Source organism: Singulisphaera sp. GP187 (genome assembly GCF_900129635.1).
Classification (GTDB): domain Bacteria; phylum Planctomycetota; class Planctomycetia; order Isosphaerales; family Isosphaeraceae; genus Singulisphaera.
On record NZ_FSRB01000002.1, the window covers coordinates 1,767,019 to 1,782,667 of the forward strand.

General features: G+C 62.5%; 14 protein-coding genes. 7 read left to right on the top strand and 7 right to left on the bottom strand.

All coding sequences use genetic code 11. The features are described from left to right. Nucleotides 1-192: 192 nt before the first annotated feature. The 4 genes from BUS42_RS31425 to BUS42_RS31435 form a co-directional block, all read right to left on the bottom strand. Entirely contained in the window at nt 193-1,164 is a 972-nt protein-coding gene (locus tag BUS42_RS31425) for an epimerase (protein WP_074313678.1), read from the bottom strand. Nucleotides 1,165-1,270: 106 nt separating this feature from the next. Then, complete coding sequence (locus BUS42_RS43910; RefSeq protein WP_159452321.1) at nt 1,271-1,438, bottom strand: hypothetical protein; 168 nt, start codon at nt 1,436-1,438, stop codon at nt 1,271-1,273. An 80-nt stretch (nt 1,439-1,518) separates the two neighbouring features. Next, on the bottom strand, nt 1,519-2,502 hold the full coding sequence (locus tag BUS42_RS31430) for a hypothetical protein (RefSeq protein ID WP_074313680.1): 984 nt from the start codon (nt 2,500-2,502) through the stop codon (nt 1,519-1,521). A gap of 161 nt (nt 2,503-2,663) precedes the next feature. Beyond that, entirely contained in the window at nt 2,664-4,412 is a 1,749-nt protein-coding gene (locus BUS42_RS31435; RefSeq protein ID WP_143206584.1) for a serine hydrolase, read from the bottom strand. A gap of 465 nt (nt 4,413-4,877) precedes the next feature. Here BUS42_RS31435 and BUS42_RS31440 point away from each other — a divergent pair, with 465 nt between their 5' ends. Then, nucleotides 4,878-5,201 (top strand): hypothetical protein, encoded by a 324-nt coding sequence (locus BUS42_RS31440; protein WP_074313685.1) that lies wholly within the window; start codon nt 4,878-4,880, stop codon nt 5,199-5,201. A gap of 126 nt (nt 5,202-5,327) precedes the next feature. Here the strand turns inward: BUS42_RS31440 and BUS42_RS31445 are convergent, their stop codons facing one another. The 3 genes from BUS42_RS31445 to BUS42_RS31455 form a co-directional block, all read right to left on the bottom strand. After that, the gene (locus BUS42_RS31445; protein WP_074313687.1) at nt 5,328-6,683 is read right to left on the bottom strand and encodes a C25 family cysteine peptidase; all 1,356 of its coding nucleotides are present in this window, start codon (nt 6,681-6,683) and stop codon (nt 5,328-5,330) included. Between the two features lie 478 nt (nt 6,684-7,161). Continuing rightward, a complete protein-coding gene (locus BUS42_RS31450; protein ID WP_074313689.1) occupies nt 7,162-7,833 on the bottom strand; it encodes a 3-keto-disaccharide hydrolase in 672 nt (223 codons plus the stop codon). A gap of 199 nt (nt 7,834-8,032) precedes the next feature. Next, entirely contained in the window at nt 8,033-8,959 is a 927-nt protein-coding gene (locus BUS42_RS31455) for a sugar phosphate isomerase/epimerase family protein (protein WP_143206585.1), read from the bottom strand. A 700-nt stretch (nt 8,960-9,659) separates the two neighbouring features. Between BUS42_RS31455 and BUS42_RS31465 the strand changes: the two genes are divergently transcribed. The 6 genes from BUS42_RS31465 to BUS42_RS31490 all read left to right on the top strand — a co-directional run bounded on the left by BUS42_RS31465 (nt 9,660) and on the right by BUS42_RS31490 (nt 15,614). Next, nucleotides 9,660-10,889 (top strand): cytochrome P450 family protein, encoded by a 1,230-nt coding sequence (locus BUS42_RS31465; protein ID WP_083670856.1) that lies wholly within the window; start codon nt 9,660-9,662, stop codon nt 10,887-10,889. Nucleotides 10,890-11,079: 190 nt separating this feature from the next. Next, nucleotides 11,080-12,096, top strand: coding sequence for a DUF952 domain-containing protein (locus tag BUS42_RS31470; protein WP_254053912.1), 1,017 nt, complete (start codon nt 11,080-11,082; stop codon nt 12,094-12,096). Nucleotides 12,097-12,391: 295 nt separating this feature from the next. Further along, nucleotides 12,392-13,420: a DUF1559 family PulG-like putative transporter gene (locus BUS42_RS31475; protein ID WP_074313699.1), complete on the top strand. Its 1,029-nt coding sequence runs from the start codon at nt 12,392-12,394 to the stop codon at nt 13,418-13,420. Between the two features lie 447 nt (nt 13,421-13,867). Beyond that, nucleotides 13,868-14,854, top strand: a complete 987-nt coding sequence (locus BUS42_RS31480; protein WP_159452322.1) for a DUF1559 family PulG-like putative transporter — start codon at nt 13,868-13,870, stop codon at nt 14,852-14,854. 75 nt (nt 14,855-14,929) lie between these two features. Beyond that, entirely contained in the window at nt 14,930-15,340 is a 411-nt protein-coding gene (locus BUS42_RS31485) for a hypothetical protein (RefSeq protein ID WP_143206586.1), read from the top strand. An 88-nt stretch (nt 15,341-15,428) separates the two neighbouring features. After that, the gene (locus BUS42_RS31490; protein WP_074313703.1) at nt 15,429-15,614 is read left to right on the top strand and encodes a hypothetical protein; all 186 of its coding nucleotides are present in this window, start codon (nt 15,429-15,431) and stop codon (nt 15,612-15,614) included. Nucleotides 15,615-15,649 lie beyond the last annotated feature (35 nt).

A 15,649-nucleotide genomic window follows, 5' to 3' on the forward strand; every position in this document is an offset into this window, starting at 1 on the left:
GGGTTGCAAAACCAGGCCGAATCTCTCCATGTGTGCTCCCCGTTCTTGAGATAAGCAGATTGGTCAGGCACTTCAATTGGGATATCTGGCAGGCTTAGCGAAGTTGGGCGCCCGATCGCGAGTCTTGACGACTTACTCAGGTTTCCCGTCCGGCCCAGTTTTGGTGTCTGGCCACTGGCACAGATTCTCTTATTAGGCGATCGGCCCAGATTCGCTGGTGCGATGGTCCAGTAGATCCCTCAGCGCATCGCCGAGTCGCGGGAATTGAAACTCAAAGCCCTCCTCCTCCCATCGCTTCGAGACGACGTACCGTCCATAGAGGGCGAGTTCCGGATCGGTCCGCAACAACCACCCCGCTCCCATCCGGACCATCCAGGGAGATGCCGGGAGGCCGAGGGGCATGCCGACGGCGCGGCGTAGTTCTCGCATGAAGGTCCGCTGAGGGACGGGGTTGGGTGAGGAGGCGATGTAAGGACCCTGCACAGCCGGGTCGAACAGAGCGCGCACGAAGAGTCGATTTATGTCCATTTCATGGATCCAGCTCATCCCCTGAGTGCCCGAGCCAATCGGTCCGCCCAGACCCACTCTTGCCAACACCACGAGCCGCGCCAACGCACCACCCCCAGCGCCCCGGTCACGACCGAGAACAAAGCTCGTACGCAAGATGACCGGACGCTGCGTGGTCAGGACGCTTGAGTGGAATTCCGCTTCCCATGCGCGCCCCACGAACGGCGCGAAGCCGTAGCCGAAGGGCGATTCCTCCGTACAGGTGACCTCCGGCGGGTCGCCGTAGATGTGTGCCGTGCTCATCTGCACCCAGACCGGCGGCGGGGAGTTGATGACCCGGACGGCCAAGCCCAGCGCTCGCGTTGCGTCCACCCGGGAGCGGAGGATTTCGTCCTGGTGGTCGGGGGTCTTGACGCAATCGACGCTACGACCCGTGAGGTTGACCAGCCCGATCGCACCATCCAGCTCTCGACACCACTCTCCCAGAGTGCGGCCATCCCAACGTACGTGGCGCCATGGCCCGCTCGGTTTGGGGGGACGGCGCGAGAGCAGGACGACCGACGTTCCGCAAGCTTCCAGGTGGTTGGCGAGAGAGACCCCCAAGAATCCACTGCCGCCAGCGATCACAACCCGGCCGGATCGCAAAAGCTCAGTCATAGTATCAGCCACTCCTCGCGGTATGTCAGGCTTTGCTCTCCCAAAGTACCGCGAAGCGCAGCCGGACTTAACCGCCATTCTTTAGGACGCAGGGGGGCTGTACAAGTCACGCCGCCAGGTCGCGTTCCAGGGACCGGATCGATCGCAGCCTGGCGAGGCGTTCTTCATCCAGGTTCTCAAGAATTCTCTTGTGAATCTTTGAAAGTTCAGTGCCCTCGTGGGCCTGATCGGCCCAGGCCAGGATCCGCACCAGGCCCCGACGCTGATAGTGCACCGACTCGGCCTCCAGAAAGCGCGGTCAATCCCTTTTGACCGAGGTCCGCAAGGAAGCATATGGCCAGGCACCCGCGAGTTCTACCTCGGTTTTGGCTGCCGAGTCATCGACAGAATGTCTTCCATGGAGCCATCCTCGGTCGTCATTGACCGGGTGTACGTGTACTGCTCGATCCAACCGGTCTTGGTGTCGATCACGAACTCGGCGCGGTCCACTATCGTGGAGGGCTTGAGTTCGTCGGCCTCGGGCAGGAATTGCGCCGGACGCGGGAAGGTCAACTTCAAGGTCTCACTGATAATCCGGTCGGTCTCCTTGGGGTCCGGGGTCTGGGTCCAGGCGACCACGGCGCGGCCCTTGGCGGGTTCATAAGAGGTGAGGGTGATTGCCCCCTTGCAGGGAAACGGAGGTCCTTCGAGCGGGTTCGGCAGGAGGTCGTCATACTCCATGGGCTTGCCGACCTTCGGGTAGACCCGGCCGATGGGCAGGAAGAAGGTGAGCGGTTCTTTCGTAAATGATTGCTCAATGCGTTCCTTGGTGGAGAACATTGCCTCGAGGGGCGGCCGGACGGACGCCAGTATCTTTGCGTCGACTCCCGCGGTCCGTTGTGACTCGATCACGTGATCGATGAGTTTCGCCCCCGTCGCCTTCATCTCGGCCCAATTCCGCAGGCCGGTGATCGTCGCTTCGTTGTCGAGTTCGATGTCGATCGTGAGCCCTTCAATCAGCCGATTCACCGCGTGCACGTTCGAGTTGGCGGCCACCTTGGGATCGTCGAGCGTGATCTTGCCCATCCGCCAGCGCACGAGGAATCCCTCCTCTCCCGCCTCGACGACGCTGACATCCACCGGCCCTCTTGCCGAACCTTTGGCCGTCACCTTGCCGCCCGAGGTTCTCCGACGAGTCTTGACACGCTCATATCGTTGTTTGTCGCCGACCTTCCATTGCGGCTGGATCGAGACTTCGCCGGCCTTGCCGTCATCGGTTTGGCCAGTCGAGGTACGTGCCAGTACGAGGAGGGTTACGTAGGCGATGACCAGAGCGGATCGAGGTGTTCGGTAACGCATCTGATGTGTCTCTCTGGTCTTCGGCCAAGTTTGACGCGATTCAAGGCGGGGTATCGTTTAGGCCGCCGGCTGAGGCGCGAGCGGTTCATGGCGTGGCTCGCGGGGAGTCATGGGGCAAGCCTATGAAAGCTCAACCCCTCAGGAAGCGGCGGTCCAGGAGATCATGGGTGTGCAAAAACTCGGGCCAGATTGACCGCGAGATAGCGATTGAAGACGTTAGCAACAACGAAATTGTTCGCGTAACTGTAACGCTTGAATACGGTCCAAACGCCGGCAAGCGGAGATCGCCCGAGGGCACTCTGGAGCCGATTCGTCTGGGTTGCAACGCGTTTGACAAGCTTCGTCGGATTTCGGAGTGGCTCTTGGATGTTACCAGGAAGCGGGTCATTCCCGGCACGAATGAGTGTGCCCTTACCCTCTGTGTTGTAGTAGTCGATCAGGAGCGTTCTGGCCGTGCCGTGGCCGGCGAAGCCGAAATGGGCCCCGCTGGGGACGTAGGCGTTCTCGCCTACGGGCCTGAAAAGGAACAGGTCGCCGGCGTAGTGCTCGAGCGGGTACGTCACCCGCTTCGGCCCGAGGCGCACGGCCAGCCCCTGGCCCATCCGCACCACTTCGGCCGTGCCGTACAAGTCACTGGTGTAGGCGCCGACATAGGAGGCAAGCGGTCGGGCCGGAGGCGCGGGGACCGGCGGCGGCGGGTAGGTGGGGTAGAGATCAATGATCGACTGCCAGAAGCGGGCGTAGAACTCGCCGAACAGGGGCACATAGTCCCGCTGGATCGCCCCCTTGTAGAGAAGGTCGAAGAACCCGTCCGCGAGCGCTTCGGGCAGGCCGATCGGGAACGAGTTCGAGAGGACGACGATACCCACATCCTCCGATGGGTAGTATGTGATGACCGTGGCCGCACCCGAGTTGAAGGCCCCGGAGTGGTTGAGCCGGAGCCGCCCCTCCGGATCGGTCGACACATTCCAGCCGAGACCGTAGTAGCCGGAACCCGTCGAGATCTGGGGGGTGCGCGTTTCCTCCAGCGCTCGCGGTGCGATCACCGTCCGACCCTCGAACCGGCCATTGCGGAGGTGGAGACGCAGGTAGTTCGCCATGTCGCGTGCGGACGAGCTGACGCCTCCGGCGGGCGATTCGGCCTCGTCATCATTCGGCGGGATCCGGGGGACCCACGTCGAGCCGGACCGGACGTGCGGGTCGGCTCGATTGCTGGCGTCGATGAAGTCGTCATAGCGGGAGCTGGTCGAATGCATCTTGAGCGGCCGATAGAGGACCGCCTTCGCGACGTCCTCCCAGGCGAGACCCGTCGGCCGCGCCGCCGCCGCGGCGCCGATGGTGTAGCCCACGTTGCTGTAGGCGTAGTGGGTCCCCAAGGGGGCCTCCAGCGTGATGAAACGTGTGCGAGTCATCAATTCGTGGCGGTTGAACCCGACATCGACCAGCACGTCACCCGCGTACTCGGGGAGGCCGCTCTGGTGGGAGAGCATCTCGCGCACGGTCACGCGGGCGGTCGTGTCCGGCAGGTTCATTCGGAAACCGGGGATGAGCGCTGCGATCCGGGCATCCCACCGCACCGCGCCCCGACCGACGAGGCCGGCCACGATCGTCGATCCGACCGGCTTTGACAGGGACGCGAGTTGAAAGACGGTATCGGGCGAGACGGCCGCGGGCTGGCCGATCCGGCGCACGCCGAATCCCTCCAGGTACACGACCTGGTCGCCCGCAACGATGGCGATCGACAGTCCGGGGACGCCCGTCCGTGCCTGGCTCTGGATGACGTACTGCTCGAACGCCGGGAGCTGGGATCGCACGTGGGCCGGGTCAACGAAGGCCTCGACCTCGGTCACAAAAGCCTGCCCCACCCACAGCGCGGTCACCACGATCGCAGACTTCGCGATCCGACTCATGCGGAGGTCCCCCGGTTGAATGACTCGGTCGCCACCGACCACGGCGTCCACGGCGAAGCACCAATTGGAATCGATCTGTCCTTCTTAGGCAAGCCTCCTTGTCTCAATCAGTGACCTCCGTGAGCCTCTGTTCATTGGCGCTTTACCGAGGGCGTACTACTGCTATTGAGGACAACTTTGTGAACGGCCGCCTGTCGAATGCGTGCGGCGTTGGGACTCCGCCGGCTGACTTGCCCCGCCTGGCACTGAGTCACCGCAGGACACCACCGCAAGGGCAGGTCGAATGATTCGAAAGCCAAAACGTGTGGACCGCAGACGTGCGGTGTATTATGATTCACTTAAATGTTGAATTAAAAATGAAAAAATCCTTGCGCCTGGCGGGCCGTGGTGACTGGTGGGCCGCATTCTGTGGCCGCGGCGCCTGCCCGGCTCCCCAACATCACGGTAGCGATGCGGAGACTTCTGATGAATTGGAGTGGATCGGACCGTCTCGAGTACTGTACTGTCGCGCAGTCCGGTGGTGGACGGTCGTCGTTGGGCCGGGGCCGGCCGGAGCGGCATCGCCGAGCGCTGCGGCTGGTCGTCGAGTCGCTGAAGGACCGCACGGTCCTGACCACAATGCTGATGGTCAGCTCCCTGCTGGACTCCGGCGGCGGCCAGACGCTCCGGGCGGCCATCGACCAGGCCAACGACGGCCCCGACAGCGAGTACGTCAGACTCGGTTTCGCCGGGTTTATCGTTGCCGCCGTTGCGGCCTTGCAGGTGTACCGGTGGCTGATCTGGGGATAGACGGGTGGCCGGGGCACTTCATTGAAGCGGGGTCGCTCTCGTCGGTCGATGTGGCGCCGAGGTGTAACCGCCGCTGCAGCGGCCCCACCCGCCGTGGCGACTATTGCAAATGAGTTTATCTTGTAATTAATCAATATTTTTGGCGCGGAACGAGATGCGGTACACCTGGTTCGGGTCGCACACGCCCGGATTCGGCACCAGCACGAAATCGTCCGCGACCACCGGCTTCAAGTCTGACCCCTCGACGATCTCGACCGCTTCCACCCGATGCGGGAGGAACTGGAGGATCGGGCGTCCGCCGCGCTGCGAGCCGTTGGTGTTGATCGGCTTGAACGTCGATTCCCCGCGCCGGGGGATGATGTCGAGCGTATAGAGGCCGTCGGAGTGGGTCAGCGACTGATCCCAGGCCTTGGGATGCTCGGCCATCCGGGCTTCCCACGCCGGGTCGCCGTAGAAGGCGACGATGTCGCGGTCATACTCCAGACCTCGGATGTCACCCCTCTTCGCCGCCCCTGATCGCAGCCGCTCCACCATCGCGTGGTCATTGGCCAGGAACGCCTCGGCGAGTGTATACCGACCCGGCTGTTCGACGAAGTAGTCGAGTTGTCCCCAGCCGCCGTAACCGAACCAGGTCAGGTCGGTGTAGCCGACCATCTGCGCGACCCCGGCGTTGTTCATCCAGGCGAGGGCCATGGCGTTCTTGCCGTCGACGTGCCCCATCAGACAGTTGCCGACGGCCAGGTAGACCTTCGGTGTCGGCGCATCGATGGTGATTTCCTTCTTCTGAAGGTCCAGGCCGTAGAGTTTGCCGTCCTTGCAGCGGAACGTCCCGTTCTTGTAGCCATAGCCGATCTGCCAGTCGTGCTCGGTGGCGTGCCCCGAGGTGACGAAGAGGTCGGCCTTCGCGAGGGCGTCCGCCAGAGCCTGGGTGGTATCCGCCGGGCCTTGTTCTTGCCGCGGCTCAGCGCCTGGCTCCTTGACGACCAACTGGTTCGGCTTGACCTCGCTGTACCAGCGGCCCTGCTCGCACATCTCGAGGGCGACTTCGGTCCCGGCGGCGACGTTGCGGATCGTCAGCGGCTCACGGAGCTTTGCGATCCTCAGGGCGGCCTCGGGCGTATACCCGGTGAGAATGCCCCAGGAGGTGTCCGTGTAGGGATCGGCGTCGAGTTGCCGCGTCATCCGGTGGATGCGGGCCACGAATTCCTTGTCGGCCTCCTCGGGGCGGGCGACGAAGCAAGTGAATCGCGGGAAGCGGTCCTTGAGGCGTGGCAAGGACGCGGCGACGTCGCCGTCGTAGGTGATGACCTCGGCCGCGTGCTTCTCCGCGAGGGCGGTGGCGACGGCGGCCCAGGCCTGGTCGTTTTGGGTCGCCTTCGAGATGACGACCGCATAGCCGCCCGCAACTCCCTCGGCCCGTGCCGATGCGAGGACTGACGTCGCAAAGATCAATGCCAAGCCTAATCGGCGAGTGAGTCTCATGGCGTTCTCCCGAGTTGCGACCGAGAAACCCCCTGGCCCAGCGAGTCTATCAGAACGGAGCCCGAATTCGACGGCAAATCGCCGTTTGACCGAACGATGGGACAGTGCTGATGGATTATTGAATGTGAATGGAATTTATTTCTGGGGAACTGTTATTGTTCACGCTACGGCTGAACCCTGGCGTAGAAAGCGGCCTTCCCTCGTTCCCGCGCTCCGCGTGGGAACGAGGGAAGCCGAGCTTTCCTGTGATCGCGAAACCGACGGAAACGAAGGTGTCCCCCGATGCACCGGAGGACGACTACGCTTGAACTTTTCCGGAACTTACGAGAAATTATATTTAGCTGTGCTGAACCTCTCGGGTGTTCCAGCGAAGTGCGTAGCCAGGTCACTTCCGCGTGCGAGCGATGCTGTCGGGATGGATCAGGAGAAGACGTTCACGGTTGAAGAGACAATGGATTAAACCGGATCAACCCGCCCGTCACTTGGTGGGCGTGAGTGGGCGGACCGAAACATCTTTGAAGAAGACCGTCGAGTCCTTGTCGTGGTTTTGCAGGCCGATGTAGCCTTTTTCCGGTCGCGGTCCCCGCGCGGGGTCGCCCTCACCGTTCGTTTCCGTGGCCTGCGGCTTCAACTCGCCGGCATCGAAATCAGCGACCGGCGTGCCGTTGATCGCGGTGGACACCCGGTTTCCCTTCAGTGTGATCTCGAGCGTGTTCCATTCGAGCGGCTTGCCGGGCTGGCTCTTGGCATCGGCGAAGGTGTAGATCGAACCCGTACCGCGCGCCGACTTGCCGCCGTCGGCGATCTGGACCTCGAAACCATGATGGACGGCATACCAGGGGTCGCTCGGCTTGTCCGCGATGCGGATGTAGACGCCCGAATTCGACCGCGCGGTCCCGGTCTTGTAAGTGACGCGGATGACGCAGTCGCCCAGCTTCTCTCGCGCGAACCAGAGCAGTCCCATCCCGCCCTCGGTGCGGAGTTGCCCATCCTCGACCACGAACCGCCCTGGCCCGACATGCTCCCATCCGTTCAGGCTCTTGCCATCGAACAGGGGCTTCCAATCGGACGGCGCGTCTGCGAAGACGGTCATGCTGGAGACAAGCGTCAAGGACAGGATGGCGGCGGCGTTCCATACTCGGGGAATCATCGTGCGAGCCTCGCTTCATCGGGTCGGGAAGGAATCGGCCCGAGATTAACGCGCGGGGCTGAGACGATCAATGTTCAGGCCCTCGGGGAGAGTTCCACCCGCCGAGGGATACCGGCGGAATCTGCGGCGGCGGCGCCAGGCTGACGGGAAGCCGCTGCGCCTGTTTTTTCAAAGCGAGCGGCGGCTTCGTCACCACTTTTCAGGCGAGCGCCTCCTTGCAGTACTGAACGCACTTGGCCACTTCAGCCACGGCGCTCGAGCCTTCCGGGATCTTGTACTCGACCTCGATATCGGCCGGGAAAGTCCACTTCTCCTTCCTCATGGTCTGCAAGATCTCCTTGATCGGAGTCTTCCCCATGCCCCACGGCAGGTTCTCGCCTTTGACGGTCCGGTCCTTCAGGTGCAGGCTGACGATGCGGTCATGGTACTTCTCGAGTACGGGAATTGGCGACAGCCCCTTGGTGCCCGCGAAATAGTGCCCGACATCGAAGTTAAAGCCGATGTACGGGCTGTAGGCCAGGATCGGGTCGATCTTATCGAGCAACGGGTAGTTGTTGGTGTGGTTGTGGAAGGCCACCCAGATCTTGTGCTTGTCGGCGAAGGGGGCGAGCTTCTTGGCCATGGGTTCCGAACGTTCCAGGCTGATGCCGACGCAGCCCAACGCCTTGGCCACCTGGAAGTTGAAGTCGATCGTCTCGTTCGACTGGCCGAAGGGGATCTTATGAATGTGGATGTTGACGCCCGCATCGTTGTACATCTTGCGCATCGCGGCGCACTTGGTCAGTTGCGCGTGCCGCTCTTCGTCGGTCGGCTCGGCCTGCGGCTGGCCAGAACCTCGGCGACCGCCGCCGATGCCGGCAAACGACCGGATCGGTCCGTCCATCATCTCGACCTCGCTGAGCCCATCCTCAAGGAGCGCTTTGAGCGTATCCTCGGCCGAATTGATGGCGCCGCGGTAGCTGTATGTGATGCACCCGATGCGCACACCGTTGAAGTCGGAGTTGGGCTTCGGCGCGTCGGCTCCCAGCACGCCCCGCGGCATCACGGCGCACGCGGCAACGGTCGCCGCCCCCTTGAGGAACGCGCGCCGGGTTCCCGGGTTGTCAATCATGTTTTGTATGTTCATGGCGATTCCTTTGGTGTGCAGCGAGCTGTTGGTGGTGAAGCCTGACACTTGCGGGTGTCAGTACTCCCGTGGTGGGATACGCCGGCTACAAGATCATGATCGCGTTCGAAAGCACGCTCTCGAGATCGAGGCCACGAGGCGGTCTGCCGATTTTGAGTTTTTTAACCATGAGGATGGGGGGATTCTACCCGGCGTGTTGCTCGACGGAAAGGTTTCGGATTAAACCCTTGAGACTCGGTAGCCAGGCACCTACAGCGGTTTACGTTCGGGGGGATCACAGGCCGAGCTCTTCGGCTTGATCCTTCACCCGTTGCGAACCGAGTGGCACGGGCCGGACATCACCCACTTTGCGTCGGTCTGCAGCGAGCTGGTCACAGACCGAATCGGAATTGGCCCTCCCTGGCGATCTCGAAGTAAGTCTCCTCTGAGGCGATCCGGCCGGACAAGAATCGACATGTCGTTTACAATCAGCCACTTGGCTCCCGCTCCGAGGGTCGATTCGCTGTGCTCCCGGACACTACCAAGCCGGTCCTCTCCGCCGTGGCCAAGGTGTGCAATGGACTGACCTTCCTGGGGACAGAACTCGGGGGAGTCGCCATCCTGGAACGCCGAGCATGGCGCGGGTCGTGAATCCGAAGCTCCTGAGGACGTCGAATGCGTGTGAGTCGGTCCGACGGTCGCCCCACCTGGAATTGAAGACATGCTATCACGAACCTTCGACTTGAATTCGCAGTCCTACAAGCAAAACCCGTATCCGACGCTGGCCAGGATGGTCGCGGAGGGGCCGGTGGTTCGCGTCAGGTTTCCATGGCTCGGCAAGCTCTGGATGGTGACCCGTTACGAGGCCGCGAGCGAGTTGCTGCGGGATCGCGAGCGGTTTGTGCGCGAACCGCGATCGGCGGGCATGCCGCAACGGTCCAATCTGCCCTGGTGGTTTCCGCGATCGATGCAGCCGATGGCCGAGGTGATGATCAATCGCGACGAGCCGGATCATCGGCGGCTGCGCGGGCTCGTCGACCAGGCGTTCCTGCGGCACGGTGTCGAGCAATTGCGCCCCCGGTTCGACGCGATCATGCGTCAGATGCTCGACGAACTGGAGGTGAAATTCCGACGCGACGGCCACCCGATCGACCTCGTGGCCGGTCTGGCGCGGCCGTTCCCGCTGGCGGTGATCTCCGAGCTCCTGGGCCTGCCAGCCGAAGACCGGCCGATGTTCGCGAAACTCGCCGGTGCTTTTTCTGGACGCCCCTCGCCGCTCGTCCTGTACCGAATGCTCGGCGCCATCAAGAGTATCAATACCTATATTCGAGAGCAGATCCGCATCTGCCGTGCGAAGCCGCGCCAGGGCCTGATCTCGGAACTCATCTCCGCCAGGCAGGAGGATGAGCGTCTGACCGAAGATGAGATGGTCTCGATGGTCATCCTGCTCCTGCTGGCCGGTCACATGACCACGGTGCATCTGATCGGTGCGGGACTCTATACGCTTCTCACACATCCCGAGCAGAAGCGATCGCTGCTGTCCGACGGGTCGCTGGTGGAGACCACCGTTGACGAACTGCTGCGATACCTCTCGCCGGTGCAGATGACCAAGCCCATGATGCCGGTTCGCGACCTGGAATGGCACGGTAAGCGGCTCCAACGTGGCGAGAAGGTTGTTGCCCTGCTGGCCGCTGCCAATGTCGATCCCCAGAAATTTGAGCATCCCGATCGTTTCGACATTCATCGCAGTCCCAATCCGCACTTGGCGTTCGGAGCCGGGATTCACGTCTGCCTGGGATTGAGGTTGGCCAGGGCCGAGGCCGAGATCGCGCTCGAGCAACTCCTGAACCGCTTTCCCAAGTTGGAACTCGCCATCCCCCCGTCCCAGGTGACATGGTCGCGGCAACTGGGGACCCGCGGTATGGAGGCGTTACCGGTCAGGCTGATGTGACGGCTGGCGAATCGACACATAAGACTCGATTTCCCGTGGTAGTCGTCTCGGTTGAGGCCCGACGTTAAAGTTGGTGGTTCAGATGCCCAGACTTTCGTTGCTGCCCGGCCCGAATTGATGATTGCCAGGCACGCCAATGCCAAGGGGACACAGGGGACTTGTCATGACTTCGAGATCGAGAACCTTGCCGATGGCCATCATCCTGGTCCTGTCGTCCTGCCTGACGACCGCATTCGCCGACGAAGGCTGGGTCTCACTCTTCGACGGGAAGACCCTCGACGGCTGGAAGGTCAACGGCGGGTTCGCCTCGTACAAGGTCGAGGACGGGGCCATCGTCGGCACGACCGTGGAAGGCAGCCCCAACACATTCCTTTGCAAGGGGGATTACAAGGACTTCGTGCTCGAACTGGAGGTCAGGTGCGACCCCCGGCTGAACTCGGGCGTCCAGGTCCGCAGCCATCTGTACGAAAAGGACACGCCCCAGGAGTCTGACCCGAAGAAGGTTCGTAAGGCCGGGACGGTGTACGGCCCGCAGTGCGAGACCGCCGAATCGGCCAAGGGCGTCTCGGGCAACTTCTGGGACGAGGCTCGCCGCACCCGCTGGCTCGATGACTTCGCCGAGAAACCCGAAGCCCGCACGGCATTCAAGGACGACGATTGGAACCGCTACAAAATCGCCGTGCAAGGCAACCGCTATCGCTCGTGGGTCAACGGGGTCTCTGCTTCTGGCTTCACCGACGACGTGGACAAGAGCGGTTTCATTGGCCTCCAGGTCCACGGCATCGCCAAGGGCCAGGGGCCGTATCAGGTCCGCTGGCGGAATGTTCGCATCCGGCCGTTGGTGCCGGGCGAGCAGGTGCGCAAGGCCGCGGCGAGGCCCGGCGAGATCCTGCGCATCGTAACCCGATCGGAGTGGGAGAAGGCGCAAGCGAACGGCGAGTACCGGGGCGATACGTTGGCGACAGAGGGGTTCATCCACTGCGCGACGCCGAAGCAACTGCCCTGGGTCGCCGAGACGTTCTACAAGGGTCGGACCAAACTGGTCGTTCTGCGAATCGAGCCGAGCAAGTTGACCTCGCCGCTGAAGTGGGAGAGCCCGCCCGACTCGGGGGAGAAGTTCCCGCACGTCTACGGCCCACTCGACCTGGAAGCCGTGGTCGAGGTCGTCCCGCTCGAAGAACTTCTCTCCGATGGCATCCGAGATTGATTTAAGGCATAGGGTCGTCAGTCAAGTCGATGGCTCTCTGTTCGTCGAACTGCCTGTCCACGGCCGGCCCTCCCTGCGCTCTGTGGCGAGGAATTCGCCGCGCACGGACAATCATTGGCCACGTGCGACCTGCTTAGAATCGCGTGATGGAACAGTATTGGATCCAATGGATGGGGATTGAGGCACTGCGACGTTCCCGGCACTCCGATTGCATTCATGCTGCGGACTCAACGGCCGAAGACGACCATTTGTCCATGGGATGTCCCGGCCTCCCCCCCACCAGGTCCCCGCCCCGATGAACCGCAAAGCTTTTACGCTGATCGAACTCCTCGTCGTGATCGCGATCATCGCGGTCCTCATTGCCCTGTTGTTACCCGCCGTCCAGGCCGCGCGCGAAGCCGCCCGGCGGATGCAGTGCGTCAATAACCTCAAGCAGCTCGGCCTGGCGCTTCATAATTATGAGCAAGTGGCCAGTGCTTTGCCTCCGGCACTGGTGATTGTCGGAAGCGGAACAACGGTCACCTGGACGAACAGCTTCGGGGCCTATTCCCGCCTCTTGCCTAACCTCGAAGGGGGCAATACTTACAATGCGGCCAACTTCATGGTCGACATGCAGACCCCGCCTAACGAGACGGTCGTCCGGCAGGTGATCTCGGTCTTCATCTGCCCGAGCGAGACCCAGCCCGTGGCACGGGCCCTCGCCGCGGGGGGCCAGTACGGGATCGCCAACTACGGCTTTTTCGAGGGCGACTGGTTTGTTTGGGGTGGGCTCGGGAGCACCAGCAAGAATCGCGGCACGTTCGGCGTGAACCAGAGCCGCTCGTTCGCGGAGTTCACCGATGGGTTGAGCAACACGCTCTTCATGTCCGAGGGGAAGGGCTATCTCACCTACTTCCGGGACTGCTCGTCGTTTACCGCCACCAACATGAACGCCCCTCCGCCCCCCGACGCGGAACCGGCTACGGTCGCGCCCGAGTACAACGGTTCCGGCGGCTGCGCGGTCCGCGAGGCTGAGGGGCGGACCCAGTGGTTCGAGTCGGGCGTGCATCACAACGGGATGACCACCGCCTGGCCGCCGAACAAGGCGACCCCCGGGAAGTCCGGGGGGAAGACATATCCCGACGTCGACATCAATAGCAGCCGCGAGAAACTCGGCAAGCCGTCGTTCGCCGCAGTCACCGCCCGGAGCTACCATTCCGGCGGCGTTAATGCCCTGTTCGGAGACGGCTCGGTCCGCTTCGTCAAGAGCACGATCAACGGCTGGACATGGCGATCCCTCGGCACCGTCGGAGGTGGCGAGGTCATCAGCGCCGATTCCTACTGACGCGGGTCCACGGTAATCGGAGGGCTGGAACCGATTAACCTGGCTCCGACGCCCCTCCGCCCGACCGCACGCGATTTCGGTTCTCAAAGCGGCGTGGAGGCAGGCCGCCGAGGTGGGGACCGATCGGGCAAACTCGGACTGAGCGGCCCTGCCCTGATACGCGCTTGCGCGGGCCGTCGCGAAGGGGTGAGTCCAATCTCTCCCCTCGCCATGGCCCTACGCGGGAGACTCGACGGCGGGCAGACGTCGAGTCAGAGCTTGCGATTGGTTCCGGTCGTGCGATCAAAAACTCGCCGACTCTGACGATTGATTGTCCACATCTTGCTTCGATGATTTACCCAAGTTTCACCGATGTCAAACTCTGGGAATGAGTTGCGCAAATTGCGCATCCAGGCATGCCGCGTGCATTGGAGCAAGCCTCGTCACGAATCTGGCCCGAGCCAGAGAGTGAGCCAGGGTGTCCTGACGACGATCGTCACGCCGAGATTCACCACTGAGGTCCGCAACATGATGATGAGGCGACTCCGCCCCGATGCCGTTCGATTCCGACGCATCGGCTTCACCCTGATCGAACTACTTGTGGTGATCGCGATCATCGCCATCCTGATCGCCCTGCTGTTGCCCGCTGTCCAGGCGGCACGCGAGGCGGCTCGGCGGGCCCAGTGCACGAACAACGTCAAGCAAACCCTGCTCGGGTTCCACAACCACCACAACAATTTCAACGGCTTTCCGCCGGTCCGCACGGAGACGCCCTCCTATGGCTGGTGCGTCAACCTGCTCCCCTTCTTGGAGCAGCCCCAACTCTACAACGCCTTCAACCTCGATAAGAATTTCTACGACTACGAGAATCAGACGGTCTCCCATACCGCCCTCCAAGTCTTCTCTTGTCCGTCGGGTCCGCTCGGTCTCCACGACGTGCCCATCGGCTTGGGCTCCACCGTCTACGGGACGAGGGGCTACGTGGGCGACTACAAAGCGAATCACCTGCTGAACTCGATGTATCTGGTCAATGGAGTGGCCGGGAACCCGGTCTTGCTCCGCGCAGGCAAGTTTCAGCCCCTTAGCGCCGTGACCGACGGCACTTCCCAGACTACCCTGGTCCACGAGCAGGCCGGACGTCCCGACTACTATCTGCGCGGGTGGAAGAAGCAACCGTCGAACTCCGCCCTGACGAGCGTCTACTGGTGGGATCCCTGGACGTCGTATTCCCATTTCCAGTTCCAGGGTTACGCGGCCGACGGGGTGGCGACCGGCTGGGCCTGCGCCGTCAACTGCAACAACGGTCAGGGAATCTACGGCTTCCACCCGGGCGGGGCGAATGTCGGCTTCTGCGACGGGAGCGTCCAATTCTTCAAGGAAACGGCCGCGGTCCGGATCGTCTTCGCACTGGCGACGCGCGACGGCGGGGAGACGCTCTCGTCGTCGGACTACTGACACAACGGGTGCGTGGACAGACGCTCGATACGAAGTGAGAGTTGCGAGGCACACAGATTGAAATTAGATGTGATTTTGTTTTCAGTTGTAGGGTTGTTTGCCTTCGGCTGCGGCGATGAAACGAGCGGGCCGGCGATTTACCCGATCTCGGGGAAAGTCCTGGTCGACGGCCGGCCCGCGGCAAAGGCCCAGGTCTCGTTCCATGCCCTGAACGGCCCGGGCGGTGAGACCTTGCAGCCGATTGCGATCGCCGAAGCGGACGGATCGTTCCGGCCGAGCACGCGATTCTCCCACGATGGTGCGCCGGCCGGGAACTACGTGGTGACGGTCGTCTGGCCCAAGGTCAATTTGGACCACGGCGAGGAGGTTGCCGGACCGGACTTGTTGCGCGGCAAGTACAGTGATCCCGCCCGATCGGGCCTCACGGCCACGATCAAGGAGGGCGAGAACACCCTCCCTCCGTTTCAGTTAAAGACTTCGCGATAAGGTGCGGATAGGCGCCGACCAGGCCGAGTTGTTTCGGCCTGGATCGAGCCGTCATGTTCGAGGAATTCAGCGACAGGAACTCCATAAAATGCACATGGCGAATGAGCGCCGGCCCCGCGCCGGCTTCACCCGGGTCGACGTCGTTGCGACGGTGGTACTGACCCTGCTCGCGTTGCGCGGCAAGTACAGTGATCCCGCCCGATCGGGCCTCACGGCCACGATCAAGGAGGGCGAGAACACCCTCCCTCCGTTTCAGTTAAAGACTTCGCGATAAGGTGCGGATAGGCGCCGACCAGGCCGAGTTGTTTC

Coding starts and splice junctions, on each gene's coding strand:
- BUS42_RS31425 (WP_074313678.1), bottom strand. CDS start 1,164: ATGACTGAGCTTTTGCGATCCGGCCGGGTTGTGATCGCTGGCGGCAGT.
- BUS42_RS31430 (WP_074313680.1), bottom strand. CDS start 2,502: ATGCGTTACCGAACACCTCGATCCGCTCTGGTCATCGCCTACGTAACC.
- BUS42_RS31435 (WP_143206584.1), bottom strand. CDS start 4,412: ATGAGTCGGATCGCGAAGTCTGCGATCGTGGTGACCGCGCTGTGGGTG.
- BUS42_RS31440 (WP_074313685.1), top strand. CDS start 4,878: ATGAATTGGAGTGGATCGGACCGTCTCGAGTACTGTACTGTCGCGCAG.
- BUS42_RS31445 (WP_074313687.1), bottom strand. CDS start 6,683: ATGAGACTCACTCGCCGATTAGGCTTGGCATTGATCTTTGCGACGTCA.
- BUS42_RS31450 (WP_074313689.1), bottom strand. CDS start 7,833: ATGATTCCCCGAGTATGGAACGCCGCCGCCATCCTGTCCTTGACGCTT.
- BUS42_RS31455 (WP_143206585.1), bottom strand. CDS start 8,959: ATGAACATACAAAACATGATTGACAACCCGGGAACCCGGCGCGCGTTC.
- BUS42_RS31465 (WP_083670856.1), top strand. CDS start 9,660: ATGCTATCACGAACCTTCGACTTGAATTCGCAGTCCTACAAGCAAAAC.
- BUS42_RS31470 (WP_254053912.1), top strand. CDS start 11,080: ATGGCCATCATCCTGGTCCTGTCGTCCTGCCTGACGACCGCATTCGCC.
- BUS42_RS31475 (WP_074313699.1), top strand. CDS start 12,392: ATGAACCGCAAAGCTTTTACGCTGATCGAACTCCTCGTCGTGATCGCG.
- BUS42_RS31490 (WP_074313703.1), top strand. CDS start 15,429: ATGCACATGGCGAATGAGCGCCGGCCCCGCGCCGGCTTCACCCGGGTC.